Below are 24,776 nucleotides of genomic sequence, written 5' to 3' on the forward strand. Positions count from 1 at the left end.
CTTTGCACATGGAACCACATTTCTTTTCTTCGCAATTTCCACAGCAGGAAGCCCTTACCTTTGATGACGTTTTATTGGTACCCTCTTATTCAGAGGTGCTCCCCCGGGAAACAGATATTTCCAGTCAGCTCACTACCGATATCCGAATTAACGTACCCATTGTTTCTGCAGCGATGGATACAGTTACTGAAAAAGACCTCGCGATTTCAATGGCAAGGGAAGGTGGACTGGGATTTATCCACAAGAATATGAGTATTGAGCAGCAGGCCGAACAAGTGCGAAGCGTAAAAAGATCGGAAAGCGGCATGATCATAGATCCGGTTACCTTAAGCGTGGGAGCGAAGGTTAAAGATGCTTTGGAGCTTATGGCCAGGCATCGCATCGGCGGGATTCCTGTGGTGGATCAGCATTACCGGTTGGTTGGTATTTTAACAAACAGGGATTTAAGATTTGAGGCTCATCCGCAAAAGCCCATTTCTGAAATCATGACTGCCGATCATTTGATTACGGCACCAGCCGGAACAACTTTAGAAAAAGCGAAAACCATTTTACAGAAATTTAAAATTGAAAAACTCCCCGTCGTAAAGAAGGATGGCACCCTGATCGGACTGATCACTTATAAAGACATCATGAAAATTCAGAACTATCCGAATTCTTGTAAAGATGCTCTGGGTCGATTGGTCGTAGGTGCAGCAGTTGGGATTGCCGCGGATACCCTGGAGCGAATCGAGGCATTGGTTCATGTGGATGTCGATGTGGTATGTATCGATACCGCACATGGACATTCCAAGGGAGTGCTCGATATGGTGAAAAAAGTCCGAAAAAAATTTAAATCATTACAGTTGATCGGAGGAAACATCGCTACCGGAGAAGCTGCTTTGGATTTGGTGCAGGCTGGTGTGAATGCAGTTAAAGTCGGAGTGGGTCCGGGGAGTATTTGTACAACAAGGGTCGTTGCAGGGGTAGGTGTTCCGCAGCTTACCGCCATCGCGCTGGCGGCAAAAGCGCTGAATAAAAAAGGTGTCCCTATAATAGGCGATGGTGGTATCAGATATACAGGCGATATTCCTAAGGCACTTGCGGCCGGTGCGAGCACCATTATGGCTGGTTCGCTTTTTGCCGGAACAGAAGAAGCTCCCGGCGAAACCATCATCTTTGAAGGAAGGAAATTTAAAGTTTATCGGGGCATGGGATCTTTGGGTTCGATGCAATTGGGAAGCAAAGACCGGTATTTCCAGGATGTGGAAGACGATATTAAAAAACTTGTTCCAGAAGGTATTGAAGGAAGGGTTCCTTATAAGGGACTGGTTTCTGAAGTCATGGTCCAATACATAGGCGGACTGAGAGCCAGTATGGGTTATGTGGGTGCGCGCAACATCAATGAAATGCATCGTGCAAAGCTGGTTAGAATTACCAACAGCGGAATCAACGAATCTCATCCGCATAATATCACTATTACCAAAGAATCTCCTAATTATACAAGGAGATAAGATTTTAGAACTTCCTTTTTCGCTTGTAAACTGCGAATGAAGATTTTCGATTTTTATTTGACTGCAACTCAAATATCATTCCTGATACAAAGCACAATAAGCGCCTGCCGGATCCTGTACGATGGCATATTTCGCTGAACCCATGTTTTTCGGGCCTGAAATAATTTTTCCGTTAGCGGCCACTAATTTCTCCAAACTCTCATCGAGGTTATTCACATAAAAATAAATCAGCCAAACGGGCGGTAGTCCGCTGTTGCTACCTCTGGCAAAACAAATTCCCGTTTTGGTTTGCCCGTCATCCGGTGAGTTCATGCAAAAGTCAGAATAGCCACCCATGTCCACTTCACTAAAACTGTAACCTATGACATTTGCATAGAAATCCCGGATCTGATCTGCATTTTCAACCGTGAGATCAGCCCATCCAAAAGAACCTGCCGGATTTTTCATATATTCATATTTAATTGGTATTATTCTCCTACTTTATCAGGAGGCCTCAATTCATTCTGCCTTCTCCTCTACAAAGTACATATCGATCTGCCCCTTGTGTTTAGCCTCAATCTTGCCCCGATAAAAACAATTAAATTGATCTTTAATCAATTCATACGTTGTGCCGCTGACATTTACTTTACCGATCTCACCCGATGATTCCATCCTGGAGGCAATGTTGACGGTGTCGCCCCAAATATCGTAAGCAAATTTCCGGATGCCCACTATTCCGGCTACAACAGGTCCCGTATGGATGCCAATGCGCAACTCAAAAAAACGGAGTCCTTTGGCCGACAATTCCCTTTTATTGGTCTCCATGAATTTCTGGAATTCCAATGCAGCCTGAACAATATCATGGGCATGTGATGCATTGGCGGTGGGCAATCCACCCACGCACATATAACTATCCCCAATTGTTTTAATTTTTTCGATGGGGTACTTTGAAATAATGTTGTCGAAAACGATATAATATCGATTGATTTCCTGCACGAGTTCCTCAGGGGCCAACTGCTCACTGGTTTTTGTAAAATTCTGAAAATCGGTAAACATCACCGTAACAGAATCGTATCGCTTTGCTTTTGCCGAACCACTTTGTTTTAGCTCATCCGCCGTTTCCTCAGGGAGAATATTGAGAAGTAACTCGTCCGTCTTCTTTTTTTCCAATGCCAATTCCTGCGTTCTTTCCTTTACTTTCGACTCCAGCATGATGTTTTGCGATTGAATGATAATCTCATTATCTTTTAATTGTTGAAGTGCATCCAACTGAGCATCTTCCTTTTCTTTATTAATGGTGTTTAATTTGTTGGCCAAAGCCAATAGTAGCAACAAGGCTTCGGTAGCCGATCCAAATTTTAACGAATGTCCTGTTATCGCATTATAAGGAATTAAGTTGAAGTCTTTCAGGATGAATACCACCAAACTGGATAACAAAGCAGTCCAGGCAAACAGGAAAAACTTAGCCGGTTTGTATCCCGATTGCAATACCCTGATCGCTCCAATAAAAAATATACAGATCAAAAGAAGTGCTGCTATTTCAACATATATAGTCCCCAGCATAAAATTTCCTGAAAGGACGATGGCCATATTAAAACTAAACAATACCAATAGTCCAACAAAGGCATAATGGATTACCGGTGCATTCTGTTTGGTGTGAAGAAAGTGAATGGCAAACAAAATACCAGAAATTCCTAGTAAGGAGGAGATCACATCTTCATATTGGCCCAGCCACGCATAATCGCCCCAAAGATATTCATGGGCATACCCACTCAGTGAAGCATTCATAAATGCCATAAAAAAGACATAAATGACATAGTATATGTACGACGTATCTTTTACCGAAAAATAAAGGATCAAATTATAAAGGATCATCAAAAACATAAATCCGATATAAATACCCATCATAAAATCTTCCTTATGGAATACTTCCGCAAATCCTTTAAGTGTGCCGACTTTGATGGGCACAATGGTTCCCCTGCTGTGCCGGACTTTTAAATAAAATTCCTTGGCAGTATCCGTTTTGTTACAAAGAAGTAAGAGGTAGTTGTTGTTATGGAGTTCCCGTTCATAGATGCTCAAGCCTACTCCTGATTCCTTAGTATTTAAAATGCTCTCGCCACTCACTTCATACAGAAATATGCTGTCAAGGCCATTATTAGATATTTCGAGGTAGCAGTCCTGATCGTGGGGGTTGATCAGTTTAAACCGCATCCACAATACGGACTTTGTAATGCCGATATTGGGAACATCCTGTTTACTTATCAGGAATGGGATATTTCGTTTATTAGAAAGGATCGAAGAGATGGTTTGTGTGGCTGAGCTATCCACATAACACTCGACGTACTTGCCAATGTTCAAAACGGTCCGATCTGTTGGGATTTCCACGATTGCTTGTGCATGGAGCAAATCCATCCCCAAATACAAGTAGCTGATTATGGAGAGTATGAAATATTTCATAATTCGGCCCAATCCAATTTCAAAGAAGGCTTGGTTATTGAAGAATAAACTAATGTTGATTCGAAGCCCAATGGCTATTGGTAAATGTAAGTCAGTTTTTTTAACTATTAAAACTTGATTACAGGATTTAACCCGGGCTGGTAAGCATGAGATTTAGAATCAGGGCAAAGATTGATGTAAAGGACCAGAATATGAAACCGGGGACGTATCCGGAAGCAGATTCCATTCTCATTTTAGTTTAGGTTTTGGCCTGGGCAGGTTTTGCAAACGCCAAACTTTCTTTCGTTATGTTAACATGCCGAATTCTGTCAGCCACACCCACACCCACACCCACACCCATGCTGAATTCGGGAGGGGTTTGTTGTGATGGAATAGACTTTACGTAAGCCTCAAAATCTAGTTCGACGGAGCTCACTTGCCCCATCAGTACTGATGGGGTCGGTTCGCTGTGTCGAAAGCCACTTCGTGTGGCTTTCTCCTTGCTCACACCCACACCCATGCCGGATTGTGCCGAAGGTGGGACTCGAACCCACATGTCCTCGCGAACACACGCCCCTGAAACGTGCGTGTCTACCAATTTCACCACTTCGGCTTAGCCTTGTTTTAGAAACAAGTGTGCAAAAATAAGGAGAAGATGCATTTCGCGATGCAGTTCAATAATATATAAAAAAAGCTTATATATCGGGCTACCTCTTATCTTTGCAGGAATTATCCGCGGGCATGATTCCATATAAAAGACACCTGGTTACTGCAGCTTTGCCTTATGCCAATGGGCCCCTGCACGTAGGACACTTGTGTGGTGCATATCTTCCTGCGGATGTTTATGTGCGATTTCAGAAACTGCTCGGTAAGGATATCGTTTTCATTTGTGGCTCGGACGAACACGGCGCTGCAATTACCATGCGGGCACTCAAAGAAAATAAGACGGCACAGGAAATCATCGATACCTATCACAAGCAATTTGTAGAGACCTTCAAGAGGATTGGTATTTCGTTCAATTATTATCACCGCACTTCTGCAAAATTACACCACGAAACTTCTCAGGAATTTTTCATGGAGCTCTATAAAAAAGGAGCGTTCGAAGAATTGGAATCCGAACAATATTACGACCCCCTTGCAAAACAATTTCTGGCCGACCGCTACATCACCGGTACATGTCCGAAATGCGGCAACGCAAATGCCTATGGCGATCAATGCGAACAATGTGGCAGCAGTTTGAATCCCATGGATCTTATTTCTCCCAAAAGCGTGCTGACCGGAGAAACACCTGAAATTAAAAAAACCAAACACTGGTATCTCCCCTTGCAACATCACGAATCGTGGTTGAAGAGCTTTATAGAAGAAGGGACTTTAGATGGTGCTTTCCACCATGATCCGGAGACCTGGAAAAATCACGTCATCGGACAATGTAAATCCTGGCTGGAAGGTGGACTGCAATCCAGAGCGATGACCCGAGATCTGGACTGGGGCGTGGATGTCCCTCCTGAAATTGAAGGATCTGAAGGAAAGAAATTATACGTATGGATGGATGCTCCCATTGGTTACATTTCCTCGACGAAACAATGGGCAACCGAAAACAATAAAGACTGGAAAGAATATTGGCAGGATCCCGAATCGGAGCTCATTCATTTTATTGGAAAGGACAATATAGTTTTTCATTGCATCATTTTTCCAGCGATATTAAAATCTCACGGTGGATATAATTTACCATCCAATGTTCCTGCCAATCAATTTATGAATCTCGAAGGAGATAAAATATCCACTTCAAGAAATTGGGCAGTTTGGGTGCACGAATTTTTGGACGATCTGCCGGGTTATGAAGATTCACTCCGGTATTACCTCGTGAAGAACATGCCGGAGCAAAAAGACAGCGAGTTCACCTGGAAAGGATTTCAGGATGCACACAACAACGAACTCGTTAATAATTTATCAAATTTTATTCACAGGGTCCTCAGTCTTACGCATAAATATTACAAGGGTCAGGTGCCAGATTTTGATCCGGATCAAAGTATCGAGGGCGTGGCAGGTGATGAGCTGGGTGGATTTCACGACGCTGAAATGATTTATTTGTTCGACAAGATCCAAGAACTCACACAGTACATAAGGGAATACGATTTCCGATCTGCATTAAAAGAATTGATGGAGATCAGCACCGCCGGGAATCAGTTATTGCAAAACAACGAGCCCTGGAAATTGCAAAAATCGGATCCGGATACCGTGCAGGTGGTAATGAATTTAAGCTTGCAATACGTCGTTGCACTGAGCGTCATCATGCATCCCTTTATGCCTTTTGCGGCATCGCGTTTGCGCAAAATGATGAATCTGCCAGAGCTGCAGGAAGAAAATGATTTGAACATCCTTTTGGATAATCTGGCCGAAGGTGGATTTCTCATTGAGAGCGGCCACCAAATCCATGAAGCAGAATACTTATTTGGTAAAATCGAAGACGAATCCATTCAAAAGCAAATCGATAAATTGCATCAATCAAAAGCAACCGGAGCCACACAAACTGCTGCTGAAACCAATACTTCTTATCAACCCTTGAAGCCGCATGTAAGCTATGATGATTTTGCGAAAATGGATCTCCGCACAGCCAAAATCATTCACGCCGAAAAAGTAGCCAAAGCCGATAAACTCCTCAAACTCGAATTGGATCTCGGCTTTGAAAAACGCACGGTAGTCAGCGGCATTGCCCTCCACTACAAACCGGAAGAGATCATTGGCCGTCAAGTCTTACTCTTGGCTAATCTGGCACCACGGCCTTTAAAAGGTATTGAATCCAACGGCATGATCCTTATGGCCGAAAACAGCGAAGGAAAACTAACATTTGTAAGTGTCGATGAATTTGCAGCTACGGGGTCGGTGGTGAAGTAGGCATGTAGGTATGTAGGCATGTAGGCTTTTAGGCTTTTAGGCTTTTAGGCTTTTAGGCATGTAGAAATGTAGGCATGTAGGCATGTAGGCATTTAGGCATGTAGGCTTTTAGGCATGTAGGCATGTAGGCATGTAGGCATTTAGGCATGTAGGCTTTTAGGCATGTAGGCTTTTAGGCTTTTAGGCATGTAGGCATGTAGGCATGTAGGCATGTAGGCATGTAGGAATAACAAATGCTAACATCCGTTAGTTCCATCAATTGCAATTATTTATAAATTATTTTTTTGGGCTTTATCCAATAAATGGATAGTAAGGGCTGAAGGGGATCAGGATAAAGGCATGTAGGCCTGGACTTAGTAGGTTTGGATGAATGTCTGGAAGTCTGTTAGTATGAGAGTCTTCTCGACAAAATTGGTCATGATTGTTTCGTAATTGTAGATCTTTTCAATTTTATCAGGATGGTTGTTTATTTTAAAACGAACGATTGTTAGTCGCAACAACCAGCAACCAGCAACTAACAACCAATCACTGCCAACTACTTCACCAGCGTCACCGATCCCTTGACATGTGAGGGGACGCCGCATTCTGCCCGTTCGTATTTTGCATAATAGGTATAAGTATCTACAGGTGCCGGATTGCCATCGAAAATGCCATCCCAGCCTTCATCTATTTTGGTAGTTTCGAATACTTTTTGTCCCCAACGGTTGAATACTGCCAGTTCGTATTTGCTCACAGTAGTGATGTCTTTGATAAATGGTTTGAAGGATTGGTTTTCCATAATTTGCGACTGGGGTACAAACACATTAGGGAATTGTAGAATTTTTTCTTCAACTGCTTGTACGTTAAAGTTTTGTATACAGCTACCTAAAATAGCGGAATAAATTCCAGGTTTTAATACATAAATCGTATCTGTTGTTTGTCCGGTACTCCACAATATTTCATTGACTCCTTTCGGTTTATTAATAATGAAAATAGGCAAAGGAAATTTATTACAAGAGTCTAATTTAACCTCGGCTAAATCATCCTTCAATTTAATGATAAAAGTATTTGTAAATGTAGATTGGCAATAAGAAATTGTCACTTTGTAGGTTCCTGGATTTGTAATGGGTCTAAAGAATTGAGTGGATCCATTATCCCAATTGTAAGTAGCACCAGGTGCATTAAAAGGGTATAATGTATCTGGATAATTACATATTTCATAAACTTCAACTTCATCATTGAATTCCGGAAGTCTGATGATAAATGTTTTTGTAAAAGTAGATTGGCAATAAAAAATAGTTACATTATAAGTGCCTGGTTTTGTGATTGCTCTATAACTTTGGGTGCTATCATTATCCCACAAAAATCTAGCCCCATTGCCATCGAAATTGGCATATATGGTGTCAGGATAAGAACAAATATCGAAATTTAAAGTATCGTTCTCGAATTTCGGCAAACTCACAATAAAAGTAATCTTAAAATCCACTTCACATTTTGTAACCGTAACATTATAGGTGCCGGGCCCACTCACATCAATGGCAGAAGTGGTATCTCCCGTTTGCCATTTGTAACGCGAATCGGGAAACTGATTTGCAAATAGTCTTCTCGGATAATTACATTCTGCTATATTGAAAACGATGTCCTGAAATGTCCTGTAACTCACGATGTAGGTAATCACTGCAGATTTTCCGCAATACTCAATTTTGACGCTGTACCTTCCTGCTTCTTTAACCCAGGTTCCCGATTGGTTGGTCCCATTGCTCCATTCGTACCGCGCATTGGGTATTTGTATACCGGCAAGAAATACGGAGTCTCCTTTACAGAGTACCTCAGGGATTTCACTATCCTGCAAATCGAATTTTTCGCATTGTCTTACAAAGGTTGCTGGAACTTCCAATGCCCTGAAAGGAACAGCTTGTCTCTGTGTTTGTGAGTCCCTTGCAGCTATGTTTGGAATTTCCTGCATATTGATAAAACCCCGTTGAAGAAAATTGAATTTCGCGCTGTCGCATACATCCAATCGGGTGGCGGCTTTTATATTCAGCATGCCTCGGCCTGTGCTGTCATTTCCTAATACTGCACAAATACCAACATTTCCATCGTTGATGAGACCGGCTTTGTAGTCTCTCACTGTATCTTCCGCTTTAAAATATACAGATTCGAACACCCTTCCGGTATTATTTATTTTATGAGCTATAATGGAAGCTTGTTGGGTACTGTTGACAGTATCTACTCCATGAAAGACAATTTGCCGGGTACCGTCTAGAAAAAGTCTGTTGTTGTATTCATTGAGTACACCTGGTTGTCTTAAATTTCTAATGCGATCTGATTCCCATACAAAATCACCGTTTTCGTGAATTGCAATCACTTGTTTGAATCTGGGTCTTTTAATTTGGCCCGTATCAGGAATGGGATCGACATAATCGGTACCGAATACGATATGACTATCTCTTTGAATGGCGGTGTTTTGCATAAGTGTCAATCCGGTAAATCCTCTCGACCAGATATTGGATCCGGAAGTATCGTATTTTCTTACCTGCAAACCATCACCTACTACAAACTCATTTTCCCGGGTCATTAATATCCATTTGAGATCGCTGCTATCCGATAATTCTTTAGTCCATTGAGGGTTCAACAAACTATCCAGCAATACGACCCTGCTGCTCAGATTTCGTTTTGCATTCCTGAATTGGTAAGCCAATAAAATCCGATCATTGTCATATACAGAAATCATGGGTGTATGATGTTCTGTAGAATTTGAAGCGCCTAAAAACTGTGCCGAGGATATGTTCGCATTGTTGGAGTAGAAAATGAGAATTCTGGATCCCCCAATGCCGGAATGTGCTACCGCGGTAATCAGATATTTGCGTTGACCTAAATGGACGACCTGCGCCTCGCTGACTTGAACGCCGAGAGGCAAATCGATGCGGTGGCTCTGTTCAACCTCGCCACAGTAATTAAACTGGATCATGGACAAGGTGGAATCCTGGCCGGTTACCAAAGCAAACCAGGCTCCAAAATCATCTCCGGCGACATCCACGGCCTTTGCATTTATCGAATCTGCTTTGTCGATAAACATCAAAGGTTGTGCGTTTCCGGTTAAATTCAATAACAATAAAGCAAAACAGGCAATAATCAAGCGCATCAGTTATGTATTAAGAGCGACAAAAATAGTTAATTAACAGGTGCAGGAATGTTAAAATTTGTCTTATTCAGACGGTCATTCCTAACTTTATGAACGATTTCTACGACATTTTCATACGTCACTCAGGAGTACAGCTCGCAAAACTTTTACAACTTTATTACTTTAAAGGAAAACACTCACAAAGCGCATGAAATTAATTTTAAAAATTTTACATATAAATTATATTATATATGTAATTTGTTTATTTACAATTGATATAAATGCCCAGCAGTCCTTTCACCTCCAAAAAATAGCGCAGGTTAAAATTCCGGAAAACGCATCCAGTATTTGGGGTTACACAGACTCACATAGGGTAGAGTATGCACTTTTAGGCACTTCAAAGGGATTGAGGATCTATTCTTTGGAAAATCCGGCCAATCCTCAAGAATTGATTTCAATTCTGGAATATCCTTCACTTTGGCGAGAAATAAAGACCAGCGGCCAATTTGCCTATATCGTCAACGAAAGTTATGGAGGTTTACTGATTGTCGATTTGAGATCGCCAAAGGATTCCATTCCCTACAGGTTTGTCAGCCAATTGGTGAACGCGGAAGGTGATAGTTTGGAATTGCAGACTTCACATACTTTGTTTGTCGATGAAAAAGGCCTGATATACCTGTCTGGTGCAAAAAATATCGGCAATGCATTTGCCATACTGGATCCAAGGGTTGATCCCTGGAATCCATTGGTATTGTACAACAACCAGGAATATTATTGTCATGAAGTTTTCGCCCGAAACGATACAGTTTATGCAGCTGAATTGCTAAACGGGGTGTTTAGTATTTTTGATTGTCGCGATAAAAAGAACGTACAACGAATTGCAGATCAGCCTACCGGAGGTCATTTTACACATTCTGTCTGGCTTGAAAAGGATCGCAAAATACTTTATACTGTTGATGAAACGGAAGGGGCAAGTGTAGAAGCCTGGGACCTGACGGACCTTGAATTCATTCGGAAATCAGATAGTTATAAAGTGAACAATAAGGAGTATCCCGCGGTCATTCCACATAATGTGTTTCATACTAACGATCGTTTGTATGTATCCTATTACACCGAAGGCGTGCGCATCCTGGATACGCGCGATCCTTATAATTTGGTGGAGGTGGCGTTGTACGATACACATGAAGAATACCTGGAAGGATTCCATGGATGTTGGTCGGTGTACCCATTTTTCAAGGATGGATTATGCATTGCTTCGGATATTGAAAACGGAATGTTTGTATTGCAGTATGACAACAACCCGGCTGCTTACCTGCATGCTAACATACGTTCGGCCCGGGATGGTTCCTCTGTCCAGAATGCTAAAATGGAATTGTCCAGCCGGGGTATCAGCACGGAAGCCTTTTCCGGCTTGAACGGTCTAATCAAAACGGGACTTGGCCTATCAGATACAGCCTACATTCTCGTTACCAAAAAAGGATTTTATCCGCATAGGGATACGATCCTCATCAAACAAGACAGTACAGTCTATCTGAATATTGATATGCTGGAACTTCCTGTCTATGATGTCACCCTTCACATAAACGACAGACAATCAGGACAAGCCATTCAAAACGCAGAAGTCGTTTTCTATAACAGTGATTTTGAATTTCGTTACCAAAGTGATTCCGACGGACGGGTTCTTGCTAAAGATATATACAGTCAGCCCTGGAATATCTCCGCCGGAAAATGGTCGTATCGCACAGAATTCTTCGCCGATCTTCCCATCAACGGAAACCAGGATTTGAAAATGGAATTAGGCAAGGCCTATCAGGATGATTTTTTACACGACCTGCAATGGACATCTTTTACTTCTCAGGACCCCCTTGTGCATTGGAGAAGAGGCACATTTGAAGAACTGGCTTTCAAATTCAGCAATTTTCCAACGAAGGACATTGATGCTGATTTTGGAAACTATGCCTATTATACCAGCAATTACGAAATCTCGGATACGGCCTATCATCTTAAAGGGCAATTGACACTCCAATCGCCACCCATGGATCTCAGTGGCTTTGATGAGATCGAACTCAGCTATCATGCCTGGTCCTACGGTGGTTACGAATCGACCAAACAAACCTGGCTTCAGCTCACGGATACGTCTTTGCTTTTGGAAAACATTCCTGAAAATTTGACCGGACAATTCAATCCTGTATCGAAAATCCATTTAAAGGTAAAAGGATATAAACGCGACTCCGCCCATTTCCAATTCAAACTATTCAATCATGTGGATAGTTTTTTTAAGGAAATCCGGCTGATCGCTGCCTTTGATGGATTCCAATGTATCGGCAAAATAAATGCAAGTACTGAAGAAACCTACCCATCCATCCAGCTTTACCCTAATCCCGCAAACCAAATAATCCATTTAAATCTTCCCGGCAACATCCCTTTACCTGCAAGTTTAACGATTTCAGATCTCTTCGGCAGAAACCTGTTGCAAAGGTCTTGTTTAAAACAGGGAGAAATCGAAATGGATATAGGCGAACTGCAAGCAGGCCTTTATTGGGTGCACATAAAGGGGACAGCTTTCAAATGCAGTTTTGTGAAAATTTAAAGTTATGCTCATTCTATAGGTATCCAGGAGGCATAGTTTTTAAACTAGAATGCAATGAATCGATTCGGCTTTCCGGGTTTTGTGAAGCCATCGTATAAAATTTATAACTAACAATTGTTAGTATCGGTTTGCCCGATCTCACCGCTACATTTAGTATAACGGGAACGGTACCTAAAATTCCATTCCAAAATCCTCCATATCGTTATACCTTTGCGCTGCCAAATACAACGTATGGACTACAGAAAAGAAAAAGATACCATGGGGATTGTGGAAGTCCCCGCCAATGTGTACTGGGGCGCCCAAACCCAGCGATCTATCGAAAATTTCAAGATTGCCCGAGAGACCAACCGGATGCCCATTGAGATCATTTATGCCTTCGCTTATCTCAAGAAAGCGGCGGCTCTGGCCAATCTCGATGCCGGCGTTCTGGATGCAGCCAAATGTGCCATCATATCCAAAGTCTGCGATGAAATACTTTCCGGACAATGGAACGATCAGTTTCCACTGGTGGTCTGGCAAACGGGATCCGGTACCCAATCCAATATGAATGTCAATGAGGTCATCGCATACAGGGCTCATGTTCTCGGAGGAGGCACACTGATGGATGAAAAAAAATCGGTGCATCCGAATGACGATGTCAACAAATCCCAATCCAGCAACGACACATTCCCTACAGCTATGCATATTGCTGCATACAAAATCCTGCAAGATGTCACCCTGCCGGGTTTGAAAAAGCTGAGGGACACTTTAAAAGAAAAATCTCTAAGTTTTCAAAATATTGTAAAAATCGGCCGGACCCATTTGATGGATGCCACCCCGCTCACTTTAGGCCAGGAGTTTTCAGGATATGTATCGCAACTCAACCACGGAATCCGCGCGATCGAGAATACCCTCGATCATTTGTCGGAACTGGCGCTTGGAGGAACTGCAGTCGGAACGGGCATCAACACACCTCCCGGATATTCGGAAAACGTGGCCCGGCATATTGCCACCCTGACGGGATTGCCCTTCAAAAGTGCCGAAAATAAATTTGAAGCTCTGGCTGCTCATGACGCTATCGTAGAATCACATGGTGCTTTAAAAACAGTAGCCTGCAGTCTTATGAAAATAGCCAATGACGTACGACTGTTAGCCTCAGGTCCGAGATGTGGATTTGGAGAATTGTTTATTCCAGACAATGAACCCGGATCTTCTATCATGCCCGGAAAGGTCAACCCCACTCAGTGCGAAGCAATGACCATGGTCGCTGCACAGGTTTTGGGAAACGACGTAGCCATCAATATCGGAGGTTCCAACGGACATTTTGAATTGAATGTGTTTAAACCCATGATGATTTACAATTTTCTGCATTCTGCAAGACTGATTGGTGAAGTCTGCGTTTCATTCAACGATAAATGTGCAACGGGAATAGAAGCCATTCCCGAAAACATCAAAAAGCATCTCGATAATTCGCTGATGCTGGTGACCGCTCTGAACACCAAAATAGGCTACTATAAAGCTGCAGAAATTGCACAGACGGCCCATAAAAATGGAAGCACTTTAAAAGAAACGGCCGTCCGTCTGGGTTATCTCAGTGTTGAAGAATTCGATCAATGGGTCATACCCGAAAATATGGTTGGTGAAACAAAATCATAATCCGTCTTCAAATATAAGTCCATCGCTCATTCCGCCCTTCGAGAAATACCATCTCGACAATGGATTGACGGTGATCATACAACCGGAGGAAAACACCTCATTGGTTGCCGTTTGTATGTTGTATAAAGTGGGATCCAGAGATGAACAAGCGGATAAAACCGGTTTGGCCCATCTATTTGAGCATCTCATGTTTTCAAATTGCGGACCCGGGGTGGATTTCGACGAGCTGTTGCAAAACGCCGGTGGAGACTGCAACGCATTTACAACGACCGACACTACCCAGTATTATGCGGTGGCACCCGCTGCTCAGTTGGAATTAATTTTGGCGCTGGAGGCAAACAGAATCAGTGGTTTTCATGTAAGTAAAAAAGATTTTAAAACACAACAGCGCGTTGTACTGGAAGAATTCAGTGAGATGTATATGAACAATCCTTATGGAATGTTCTCACATGAAATCATGCAAATGGCGTACAAGGTTCATCCCTATCGTTGGCCGGTTATCGGTTCGGATCCCAAACAATTGTCTGCATTGAGCATACACGATGCTGAGGCTTTTTACAATCAATATTACCATCCCGGAAATGCAGTTTTGGTGATTAGCGGAAAAATAAATGTCGCACAAACTAAAAAATACATCGACAAACATTTTGCAGCTTTTCAAAGCGGGCATCCTGTGCAAAGAAAATATCCTGCTGAGCCTGCTTTAAAGGAAGCCAGAACACACACCAACCGAAAACAATTGCCGGAAGAAGCATTTTATTATGCCTTCCCATATTGCGGAAGAATGGATCCCGATTTTTATGCAGTCGATTTTTTAACAGATGTGCTTGCCGAAGGCAAGAGTTCATTGCTTTATAAAATTCTCAAGAAGGAAAAAATGATCTGTTCGACCATCGATTGTTATATCACTTCGACCATCGACCCAGGCTTGATATTGGTAGAAGGTAAGTTAAATCCAGGCCATACCATTGAACAGGCTGAAACTGAATTTTGGGATATCATTTCCAAACTACAAAACGAAAATATTGATGCCCATACCTGGGAGAAGTTTATGAACAAAAACGAAAGCGCTTATCTTTTTAGTCAGGTCGGCATTATGAATCAGGCATTGAATCTCTCTTATGCGGAGTGGTTAGGAAATCCGGAATTGATATTTACGGAATTTGAAAATTATAAAAAACTGAATGCAGAAAACATTCGCGAGGCAGCTGTAAAATATTTTCCTTTTGATCAAAGAATCAGTTTGTATTACAAACAGGAACTTGCTTAAATCAGAGCATATTTTAATAATTTTAGCAACCAAAATTTTTCGGTGGTTTATACTTAAAATGATCTGATAAATGCAATTGAATATCAGCATTCAGAAGTGGGGCTCGCCCTTCGTTGGATATCAGAATTTCCACAGGCAAGCCGAGGCATTGCTCGATGTTTTGTGGCAGGGTCAGTTGAATATGTATCTGGCTCAATCCAATTTGAAACACCCCCCATGCTATCAAAATGGATAAAATCCGGTTCATCATTATTCACCAAATATACTGCATTTAACACCTTTGGATCAACAAAGCTGTATTGCTGTTTAATATTTTGAGTATTAATTATTTAAATAGATAATTTACATCCAAAGCGATTCCCTGAAAGAACTCTGGCTTCGAAGCGCCTCAAGTTTGCTTTTGCGCCAAAGGTTTGAGTACCTTAAGGTCGAAATAGATGGTTCCAAATGGGAGGAGTGAAGCGAGGAATGCATAGAACAGCAAAGAAGTCTTCCAATTCTGTTTGTCGTAAAAGTGGATGCTGTAAGCAATATAAGCCATGAATAAGATTCCGTGCGGCATACCCAGCAACTTAACGCCCAGATCATTGCCACCTATGTATTTGACCGGTACGGCAATACCCAATAGTAAAATGTAAGAAATACCCTCAAGAAATCCTACCAGGCGATATTGTTTTAAACGATCCATAAGCTATTAGGAACGCCCTTGAAGGTTTAAAGTTTAAGGTTTGCTGTAAAAAAACAAAAATGAACTTATGAACCCATAGTTCTTTGTCCAGATAACCATTCATTCTCTCTTTTACCATTCTATTCCTTCCGGTCTCAACCAAAACAATTCCTGTAAGTTTGATAAATGAATATGCCTGCTTACGGTTTCAGAAAATTTCGGATGATTGAAAAAGTTTTTTCAGGTTCTTCAACAAAAGTATTATGTCCACTTTTCTCAAAAAGATAAAACGCTGCTTGCGGACAATAGGTTTTATACTGCACCATCAACCAGGGTACAGCTACGCGGTCAAACCGGCCGGCCAAAATGAGTACGGGCATTTTTAAGTCTTTCAATTTTTTTCGAAAATCAAATCGGCCGATATCACTTCCAACTTTAAAATCTCCATCCTTTCCAACCATTTGATAGTACAGTTTCGCATTAAATCGGTTGGGATAAGGATTCTGACCTCTGCTTTTGAAATTTTCAGGATTGTAAGCATAGAGAAAACCATATGGAACCCTGCCATATACCTCCTGGTGAATGGGATCGCTCGATTTAAAACCCTGTTTGCGCAATACCTTCAGTGTATCCCACACTTCCGGATAATTTACCCTGATCTCGTGATTGCAATTATCATCATTCTCCTGCCACATGGCATGACTGTGAAAGGGAGCAGATAAAATCAAATGTTTGACCCGCTCAGGAAATTTCAAGGCATAAGCCTGCGCCACAACCGTGCCATAGGAATGTCCGAAAATATTGATGGCAGAGAAATTCATCGCTACGCGCAAGGCTTCGAGATCTGCGACATCCCTGTCGAGATTGTAATCGCGTACATCCAAAGCTGTATCCGAAAGTCCGCGCCCGAAACCATCAAAATAGACTAATTTGCACGACGTTGCCAGCGAATCCAGCCTTCGCATCCCTACATGTGCACTACCGGGTCCTCCAGGAATGACAAACAAGGGGTCTCCCTCCCCATGACTTACCGTCCAAATCTTCGCACCATTTATAGTGTAATACTTTCCATCAACCCGGCTATCGGGAAACTGCTGGCCAAACAAAATCATTGAACTCAAAAGTCCAAAAAGAATCAAATAGGTTTTTTTCATGTTTTTTTTAAATGATATTCATGTTTAGTTAAGATGGACTTTTCGTCCCGATAAAATAAAGCTAACTATTTCTTTTCTGAAGTATTATGCCATTTTATCGGGATTTCGAAGTTTCGAAGTTTCGACATTTCGACTTTTTGACTTTTTGACTTTTAGGTTGGTTTTTGTATCTCAAAATTAACGAACGTTTGTTAGTCACATCAACTGCCAACCCCCTACTAACAACTAACAACTAGCAACTAGCAACTAACAACCAACAACTAGATTCTTACAAATCGAATTCAAGTGTATCGCCTGCTTTGAAGCTTTTGGATTTGTCGGAAGAACTTTTGACAATGGGTTTGCTTTGATCGAGTACTTTCACCAATGGAACATCTTCAATTTTATTGCCGATGGCTTTCCAGCCTTTGACATCTACAAATTCGCGGATGGTCAAAATTTCATCAATACTTTCTTTTTTCCTTTTGTAGGTAAACAATACTTCAGGATCCGGATGTGTGCTAGCAAAATACAATTTCGAAGCCTTGCTTTCTCCAATAAATCCGAAGCGTTGATTTAAGCTCGTGGTTTCAATTTTAAAACGCTTTGCCATCGACCACGATTTTTCACCTTCGAAGTAAACAACAGACAAAATATCATCCGGATTGAATTTTCCAATACTCAAGACCTCATCATAGCTATACCGATTGTTGAGATCGTATTCGGTTATTTCATAGGATCCATTTTTAAATATGCAAAGCAGGCGGTCTCCACGGTTTAAGCCACCAAGAAACTGTCCTCTTTCTTCCGTATTGAGGCGACCGGTCGAAGGATCGTACCAAACTTGCTGAGCACCAAGAGTTGATTTACCTTTTTCTTTGAGTTGAATTTTTCTGACGGGATATTTTGTAACAATATTGCCCTGGCTGCTTCGTCCTTTGATTTCCAATTCTGAAAAATCAAAATCAAAGGTTTTGATTTTGGCTTTGCAACCTGCCGTCAGGAATACTGTAACAATTTCAGCTTCACCTTCCGCATTGCAGGAGAAATAGAGCATTTTTGATTTTGGATGCCCTTTTGTGAGATCGTATTCTTTATCTCGGGTGATCCCGGTCACATTAAATCTCTTTGCCATAGCACGACCTGATTCTCCATCCAGGTAAATGATGTTGTAAGTCGTGCGTTCGTCGGCTTTTTTCCATACATCAACATATTCAATATCTTTTCCAACAAATGTTTTTTCTGCAATCCTACTGACAATCATTTTTCCATCTTTGCGGAATACGATGATGTCGTCTATATCGCTGCATTCTTTGATATACTCATCTTTCTTTAAGCCAAATCCGATAAAACCATCTTCCCTGTTGACATACAATTTGCTGTTGTTGGCAACTACCTGAGTAGCCTGTATGGATTCAAACTGCAGCAATCGCGTTTTTCGTTCTCTGCCTTTGCCAAATTTTTCAAGAATATTTTCGTAATAACTAATGGCATAGTCGGTCAGATTGTCGAGATGATGCTGAACTTGTTTTAATTCAGCTTCCAGGGATTGAAGTGTCTCGTCGGTATGGAATTTGTTGTATTTAGAAATTCTTTTAATCCTGATTTCAGTTAAATGCAACAGATCATCTTTACTGATCTCCCGGTTCAATCGGTATTTTCCGGAAGGCGGGCGGGATCCCTGGGAAGGCGTATGGACGTATTTTTTTAAACCGTTCCCAATGACTTCCAGAACCTGCTCGAAACTTGTACATTCCTCGATATCGCGGTAAATCCTGTTTTCGATGAATATTTTTTCAAGTGAAACCAAATGCCATTTTTCGAGTAATTCTTCTTTTTTGATTTCGAGCTCGCGACCCAATAAAAACCGCGTATGCTGAGCAGAATGTTTTAAAATCTCATGTACAGAAAGGAATTTAGGTTTGTCACCCACAATCACACAAGCATTTGGTGAGATGCTTATTTCACAGCTGGTAAATGCGTACAGAGCATCTATGGTGACTTCCGGAGAAGTGCCCGGCTGCAATTCAATGCGGATCTCGACATCTTTTGCCGTGTTGTCAGAAATTTGTTTGATTTTTATTTTTCCCTTATCGGCTGCTTTCACAATACTCTCAATCAGACTTCCTGTAGTTACGCTGTAAGGCAACTCCCTGATGACCAGGAATTTTTTGTCCTCGAGTTCAATTTTTGCCCTGATTTTTACTTTTCCACCTTTCTGCCCCTCGTTGTATTCACTGACGTCGATGGATCCCCCGGTTTCGAAATCCGGAAAAAGTTCAAATTTTCTACCCTTCAAAGCCTGAATAGAAGCTTTGATGAGTTCGATAAAATTATGTGGTAAGATTTTAGTGGCAAGTCCGACAGCAATTCCTTCGACGCCCTGAGCGAGTAACAATGGAAATTTCATAGGCAGAGCCAGGGGTTCCTGGTTTCTACCGTCATAAGAAAGTTGCCATTCGGTGGTATCCGGATTGAAAGCGACAGCCAGGGCAAACTTCGACAATCTGGCTTCGATGTATCGGGACGCTGCTGCAGAATCCCCGGTCCTGAAGTCGCCCCAGTTTCCCTGCGTGTCGATGACCAGATCTTTTTGCCCGAGATTGACGAGTGCGTCTCCAATGGCTGCATCGCCATGGGGATGGTATTGCATGGTATGGCCGATGAGATTTGCGACCTTATGGTAACGCCCGTCCTCTTTTTCGTACATGCTGTGCAGGATCCTTCTTTGAACGGGTTTCAGACCATCGTCAATGGCAGGAACGGCTCTCTCAAGAATAACGTATGAGGCATAATCCAGAAAATAATTCTGGTACATTCCGTCGAGGGTGAGGATGTGGTCTATGGAATCCTTAGGGGGCACTTTCGCCATAATTTTAATTTGAAGCAAAGATAATCAATACCTTTACATATTACGAAATTAATATATATAATTCGCTAAAGAATTGATTCGGAAGCTTTTCAAAGTTCGCTTCATTAAAATTACGTTAAAGCGCCGTTTCCGATTAATCGAAGTTCGGGAGGATTTATCTCATGAGTAATTGTTCACCTTAAATATTTAAAAAATGAAAACAAAAATTGCGACCCTGATTGCCCTGATGGTTTTAATATTTCAAGCCGGAATAAGCCAGGGCTGGAAAGACAAACACCGGGATTGGAAAGACGATGATTTTTTCGATGACCGCATCGAAGAAGGTTGGAGACATGGAAAGTTGACCCGGGATGAAAGGCGATTGCTTGAACTGCAAGAAGAGAGAATTCTCGAAGTAAGAAGATGGATGCTGCGGGATGGTCACCTGGATCGTTGGGAAAGTAAGAAACTGCAAAAGATGTACAGAGATTTTAACAGGGAATTACGGAAACAGAAAGAAGATCGAGATCGCAGGCATCGTGGCCATAGATGATAAGTTCAGTTTTTATACCGTCTGACCCGGCAAAGGCCGGGTTTTTTATTTGGATTATTTATTAGTCGAAACCCAATGCCTGGGTGTACAAATTTTTGAAATCCGTAAAACAGACCATTAAACACCTGGTAAATAAAACTGCTTCCGGTGATTGGTTTAGGGTAATGCATTTATCGGCCATTTTTTCAAATTTATCTTAATTATTAGCCTATTCGGGTTAATTTTTAGCAGAACCCTCAAGATTGATTTAATTTTGTTTAAAATTTTAAAATACATGAAAAGAAATTTATTGAGTTTAATGGCTCTTGTTTTTTTAACCGCAGGTAGTTTTGCACAAACTACTGACGAGATTATTGAAAAATACATCAAGGCGCTTGGAGGAAAAGATAAATTGACTTCCATTAAGTCTGTAATTCTCGAAGGGTTGGTGAGTGCCCAGGGGATGGAGATTCCCGTGACCACCACAATTGTCCACAAGAAAGGAGTTCGCGTTGATTTCAGTGTAATGGGTATGGATGCATGGACGGTGATGAGGCCTGATTCCGGATGGAGCTTTATGCCATTCAGCGGACAGACCAAACCCGAGCCTATCCCAACTGAAATGCTCAACCAAAGTGCAAGTCAATGGGATCTGAGCGGACAACTTTACGAATATTCGACCAAAGGAAATAAGGTTGAATATTTAGGGATGGATGACGTGGACGGCACCGAATGTTTTAAATTGAAGTGCCAAAGCCCGGAAGGCCAGGTCACCTATTACCTGATCGACCCTCAAACTTACTTTATCGTAAAAACCGTGACCAAGGTTCAGGCCGGAGGGAAAGAAATGGAAGCAGAAACCAAATTCAGCAATTACAAAGAAGTTGAAGGGGGCTACATTTATCCGCACACCATAGAGTCCATGCAGGGTCCGCTGGAGATGACAAAAATATCTGTGAACGCCGATGTTCCCGATTCAAAGTTTTTGATTTCTCAGCCTTAAATTCAAAAAAAATCAGCATAAAACCACGACAAATGCCGTGGTTTTTTTATTTATATGAAGTTGAATTTAAACTCTGATACAGCTGAAATTTTTCTCAACGAACAGGAGGGATCATTAAGCTATAAAATTGTATGATGAAAGAGCACAGCATTTCATGAAAACACAGGAGTTCGTCTTTTCGGAAACAGAAATCAGAACAGTGGCAGAAAAGGTCCTGATGATCATTTCTAAAGACAGACCAATTCTTGTGAGCGGGGAGATGGGAGCCGGTAAAACTACTTTTATTAAAGGCATTTGTGCCCAACTTGGCTGCGCGTCGGAGGTTAGCAGTCCCAGTTTTTCCATCATCAACGAATACGCATGTGGTTTAAACAAATGGGGATTGAACCGGATCGTTCATATGGATCTTTACAGGATTGAAAAAATGGAAGATATCTACGACATTGGAGTTCCGGATTACCTCGAATCAGGGATCCCGGTGTTTATAGAATGGCCTGATCTCATTAAACCGTTGTTGAAGGGTCAGCCGGTCATAGAAATTCAATTTGAAGTTTTGGATAATCTGAATAGAAAGATTATCTTAACCTTTTAAATCATGCAGGAGTCACAGTATTACTCGTCGCCTCAAAGGGAGTTTCTCACTCAGCCTGAAATGTTGGCCTTATATCGAGCCAAATCTTCATTAAAGATCGGGATTCCCAAGGAAAGTATGTTGATGGAAAACCGGGTAGCCCTGGTTCCCGCTTCAGTTACCAATCTTGTAGCCAGGGGCCATAGGGTGATCATTGAGTCTGATGCAGGAAAAAAAGCCCATTACAGCGATAAAGATTATTCTGAAGCCGGAGCGCAGATTATCCACGATAAAAAGCAAGTATTTGATTGCGATATCTTATTAAAGGTAGCTCCTCCCTCAGTTGAAGAACTTGATCTGTTTCACCCGAGTCAGGTTTTAATTTCACCCCTTCATCTTCCGGTCATCTCCAACGAGTACATTCAGATTCTAAGACAAAAAAGGGTAACTGCCATAGCCATGGAATATCTGCAAGCCGATGATGGAACTTTCCCATTGGTTCGCGTTATGTCGGAAATTGCCGGAATCTCTGTGGTACAAACAGCAGCCGAATTGTTGTCGAATCCGATCCATGGAAAAGGCTTGTTGTTGGGTGGTATTTCCGGAGTGCCACCAGCAAAGGTGGTTATCCTTGGAGCAGGGGTCGTTGCAGAGTTCGCCACAAGGGCAGCCCTGGCTTTGGGCGCATCGGTCAGGATCTTTGACGACAATATTCACAAACTCATTCGTATCCAGAACAGGATCGGAAGACAAATGTATACCTCCTCTTTAAATCCGGTGACTTTGACCCAGCAACTGATGTCGGCCGACGTTGTGATTGGTGCCATTCACAGTAAAACCGGAAGAGCTCCGCTGCTGGTTTCAGAAGAAATGGTCATGCAAATGAAACCCGGTTCTGTCATAATAGATGTCAGTATCGACCAGGGTGGTTGTTTTGAAACGAGTCAGGTCACTACACACGACAATCCTACCCGAATTATCCATGGAGTGATTCATTATTGCGTTCCCAATATTCCATCCAAAGTAGCCAGAACGGCTTCCATTGGCGTCAGCAACATCATAACCACAGTCCTTCAGGAAGCGGGAGATACCGGAAGTATTGAACATCTGATCTATCAACACAAAGGACTGAGAAACGGGATTTATACTTACAAAGGATGTCTGACGAATGAATATTTGAGTCAAAGGTTTGGTATCAAATACACCAATCTTGAATTGCTGTTGACTTCGACCATATGATTTAGTTGTTGGGTGTTAGTTGTTGGATGATAGTAAGCAGTCCCGACATGAAAGAGCCAGAGGAAAACATAGATCAACCTGATGTCGGGAGCAGTTTGAAGTTTTTAGTGTATAGATTTTATTGAATGACGGATTTGAAATTAACGAACGATAGTTAGTTAAAATTATTTTTTTTGTTTGAAATTGGTTTTACGCTTTAAGTTTTTGACTTACAGCTCCTCAAATTACTTTTATTAAAACATTACAAATTACTTACTTCGCTCCGTGATGAAATAGCAAAGCTTTTTCAAAGCAATGCCCGCTTCGTTTTCCGGAAAAGATTCCAGAACTTGCAGAGCCTCGTCCCTGTATTCTTTCATTTTTTGTTCTGCTCCTTCTACTCCTTTATACTTATGTATGAAGGTAATCACCTGGTTGATGGCTTCTGTTTCCTCATTATGTTTGCGTATTAACCTGATGATTTGATCCTTTTCAGCCGGAGCGGCGGCTTTGAGTGCAAGTATCAAAGGGAGCGTCATCTTTTTTTCTTTGATGTCGGTTATTTTTGGTTTGCCCGTAACTTCCTTGGAAAGATCCATCAGATCGTCTTTTATCTGAAAAGCAATCCCAATCAGTTCACCAAAAATCTTGATCTTTTTAAGCTCATCCTCCTGATCGGTTGTGCTTTTGGCCCCACATACGCATGCCGACGCAATCAGAGAGGCTGTTTTTTTACGGATGATATCAAAATACACTTCTTCAGTGATGTCCAATCGCCTTGCTTTTTCCAATTGGAGCAATTCGCCTTCGCTCATATCGCTCACCGCGGTGGACAAAATTTCAAGCAAATCAAAATGTTTGCGATTGAGGGCGGTCAATAATCCTCTCGACAAAAGATAATCACCGACCAATACGGCAATTTTATTTTTCCATAAGGCTTTGATCGAAAAAAAACCCCTGCGTTGGAAAGAATCATCTACGACATCATCATGCACCAAAGTAGCTGTGTGCAACAATTCGACGAGGGTTGCAGCGCTGTATGATTTTTCATTGATGCTGCCAAATTGTTTGGCACAAAGTAAAGAAAGGAGGGGCCGCAATTGTTTCCCTCTGGTTTTTACGATGTAATAACTTATTTTATCGAGTAGGGGGACCCTGCTCTTCATGGCCTCCCTGAAGTGAAGATCAAATCTTTTCAAATCTTCACTTACGGGTGCTTTGATTTCATCCAAGTTGTAACGGGAACCCATTTCAGGCCAAAGATAAGTATCCGGATAACGAATCTATTTTTTTTTCAGAGCCTGAATGTATTCTGTTATTTGAACTACAGGTTTTGATTATTCTGATGATGAGCTCGCTGGCAAAACAAACAAGTCATGTTTCCAAATGGTCTGAAGTTT

19 protein-coding genes and 1 tRNA gene are annotated in these 24,776 nt (G+C 41.7%); 9 read left to right on the forward strand and 11 right to left on the reverse strand.

Features of this window, described 5'->3' with window-relative positions:
- Window positions 1-8: 8 nt before the first annotated feature.
- Window positions 9-1,490 (forward strand): IMP dehydrogenase, encoded by a 1,482-nt coding sequence (gene guaB, locus IPM34_04080; GenBank protein MBK8954720.1) that lies wholly within the window; start codon window positions 9-11, stop codon window positions 1,488-1,490.
- Window positions 1,491-1,565: 75 nt separating this feature from the next.
- On the opposite strand, the gene IPM34_04085 is transcribed toward guaB, so the two are convergent.
- From IPM34_04085 to IPM34_04100, 4 genes are all read right to left on the reverse strand, one after another.
- Window positions 1,566-1,937, reverse strand: a complete 372-nt coding sequence (locus tag IPM34_04085) for a VOC family protein (protein ID MBK8954721.1) — start codon at window positions 1,935-1,937, stop codon at window positions 1,566-1,568.
- A gap of 51 nt (window positions 1,938-1,988) precedes the next feature.
- Window positions 1,989-3,929, reverse strand: a complete 1,941-nt coding sequence (locus IPM34_04090) for a hypothetical protein (GenBank protein ID MBK8954722.1) — start codon at window positions 3,927-3,929, stop codon at window positions 1,989-1,991.
- A 238-nt stretch (window positions 3,930-4,167) separates the two neighbouring features.
- Window positions 4,168-4,464 (reverse strand): hypothetical protein, encoded by a 297-nt coding sequence (locus IPM34_04095; GenBank protein MBK8954723.1) that lies wholly within the window; start codon window positions 4,462-4,464, stop codon window positions 4,168-4,170.
- Window positions 4,438-4,521, reverse strand: a tRNA-Leu gene (locus IPM34_04100). The genes IPM34_04095 and IPM34_04100 overlap by 27 nt, the downstream gene beginning before the upstream one ends.
- A gap of 128 nt (window positions 4,522-4,649) precedes the next feature.
- Between IPM34_04100 and metG the strand changes: the two genes are divergently transcribed.
- Window positions 4,650-6,803 carry a methionine--tRNA ligase gene (gene metG, locus IPM34_04105; GenBank protein ID MBK8954724.1) on the forward strand — a complete coding sequence of 718 codons (2,154 nt, stop codon included), beginning with the start codon at window positions 4,650-4,652 and terminating at the stop codon, window positions 6,801-6,803.
- A 353-nt stretch (window positions 6,804-7,156) separates the two neighbouring features.
- Here metG and IPM34_04110 read toward each other — a convergent pair whose 3' ends face one another.
- Together IPM34_04110 and IPM34_04115 are read right to left on the reverse strand one after the other, a co-directional pair.
- A complete protein-coding gene (locus IPM34_04110; protein ID MBK8954725.1) occupies window positions 7,157-7,387 on the reverse strand; it encodes a hypothetical protein in 231 nt (76 codons plus the stop codon).
- Window positions 7,339-9,927 (reverse strand): gliding motility-associated C-terminal domain-containing protein, encoded by a 2,589-nt coding sequence (locus IPM34_04115; GenBank protein MBK8954726.1) that lies wholly within the window; start codon window positions 9,925-9,927, stop codon window positions 7,339-7,341. Before IPM34_04115 ends, IPM34_04110 begins: the two co-directional genes overlap by 49 nt.
- Window positions 9,928-10,114: 187 nt before the next feature.
- Here IPM34_04115 and IPM34_04120 point away from each other — a divergent pair, with 187 nt between their 5' ends.
- From IPM34_04120 to IPM34_04130, 3 genes are all read left to right on the forward strand, one after another.
- Window positions 10,115-12,496, forward strand: coding sequence for a choice-of-anchor B family protein (locus IPM34_04120; protein MBK8954727.1), 2,382 nt, complete (start codon window positions 10,115-10,117; stop codon window positions 12,494-12,496).
- Window positions 12,497-12,727: 231 nt separating this feature from the next.
- On the forward strand, window positions 12,728-14,131 hold the full coding sequence (gene fumC / locus IPM34_04125) for a class II fumarate hydratase (GenBank protein ID MBK8954728.1): 1,404 nt from the start codon (window positions 12,728-12,730) through the stop codon (window positions 14,129-14,131).
- Window positions 14,115-15,401 carry an insulinase family protein gene (locus IPM34_04130; GenBank protein MBK8954729.1) on the forward strand — a complete coding sequence of 429 codons (1,287 nt, stop codon included), beginning with the start codon at window positions 14,115-14,117 and terminating at the stop codon, window positions 15,399-15,401. Before fumC ends, IPM34_04130 begins: the two co-directional genes overlap by 17 nt.
- 22 nt (window positions 15,402-15,423) lie before the next feature.
- Here IPM34_04130 and IPM34_04135 read toward each other — a convergent pair whose 3' ends face one another.
- From IPM34_04135 to IPM34_04150, 4 genes are all read right to left on the reverse strand, one after another.
- Window positions 15,424-15,651, reverse strand: coding sequence for a hypothetical protein (locus IPM34_04135; protein ID MBK8954730.1), 228 nt, complete (start codon window positions 15,649-15,651; stop codon window positions 15,424-15,426).
- 138 nt (window positions 15,652-15,789) lie between these two features.
- Window positions 15,790-16,089: a DUF3817 domain-containing protein gene (locus IPM34_04140; GenBank protein ID MBK8954731.1), complete on the reverse strand. Its 300-nt coding sequence runs from the start codon at window positions 16,087-16,089 to the stop codon at window positions 15,790-15,792.
- A gap of 179 nt (window positions 16,090-16,268) precedes the next feature.
- Window positions 16,269-17,222 (reverse strand): alpha/beta fold hydrolase, encoded by a 954-nt coding sequence (locus tag IPM34_04145; protein MBK8954732.1) that lies wholly within the window; start codon window positions 17,220-17,222, stop codon window positions 16,269-16,271.
- A 268-nt stretch (window positions 17,223-17,490) separates the two neighbouring features.
- Complete coding sequence (locus IPM34_04150) at window positions 17,491-20,073, reverse strand: DNA gyrase/topoisomerase IV subunit A (GenBank protein MBK8954733.1); 2,583 nt, start codon at window positions 20,071-20,073, stop codon at window positions 17,491-17,493.
- A 193-nt stretch (window positions 20,074-20,266) separates the two neighbouring features.
- Between IPM34_04150 and IPM34_04155 the strand changes: the two genes are divergently transcribed.
- The 4 genes from IPM34_04155 to IPM34_04170 all read left to right on the forward strand — a co-directional run bounded on the left by IPM34_04155 (window position 20,267) and on the right by IPM34_04170 (window position 23,397).
- A complete protein-coding gene (locus IPM34_04155; protein ID MBK8954734.1) occupies window positions 20,267-20,605 on the forward strand; it encodes a hypothetical protein in 339 nt (112 codons plus the stop codon).
- Window positions 20,606-20,879: 274 nt separating this feature from the next.
- Complete coding sequence (locus tag IPM34_04160) at window positions 20,880-21,587, forward strand: hypothetical protein (GenBank protein MBK8954735.1); 708 nt, start codon at window positions 20,880-20,882, stop codon at window positions 21,585-21,587.
- A gap of 154 nt (window positions 21,588-21,741) precedes the next feature.
- Window positions 21,742-22,179: a tRNA (adenosine(37)-N6)-threonylcarbamoyltransferase complex ATPase subunit type 1 TsaE gene (tsaE, locus tag IPM34_04165; protein MBK8954736.1), complete on the forward strand. Its 438-nt coding sequence runs from the start codon at window positions 21,742-21,744 to the stop codon at window positions 22,177-22,179.
- A 3-nt stretch (window positions 22,180-22,182) separates the two neighbouring features.
- A complete protein-coding gene (locus tag IPM34_04170) occupies window positions 22,183-23,397 on the forward strand; it encodes an alanine dehydrogenase (GenBank protein MBK8954737.1) in 1,215 nt (404 codons plus the stop codon).
- A gap of 248 nt (window positions 23,398-23,645) precedes the next feature.
- On the opposite strand, the gene IPM34_04175 is transcribed toward IPM34_04170, so the two are convergent.
- Window positions 23,646-24,626, reverse strand: a complete 981-nt coding sequence (locus IPM34_04175) for a polyprenyl synthetase family protein (GenBank protein MBK8954738.1) — start codon at window positions 24,624-24,626, stop codon at window positions 23,646-23,648.
- Window positions 24,627-24,776 lie beyond the last annotated feature (150 nt).

This window comes from Saprospiraceae bacterium (assembly GCA_016716185.1).
In the GTDB taxonomy this organism is placed as follows: Bacteria; Bacteroidota; Bacteroidia; order Chitinophagales; family Saprospiraceae; genus Vicinibacter.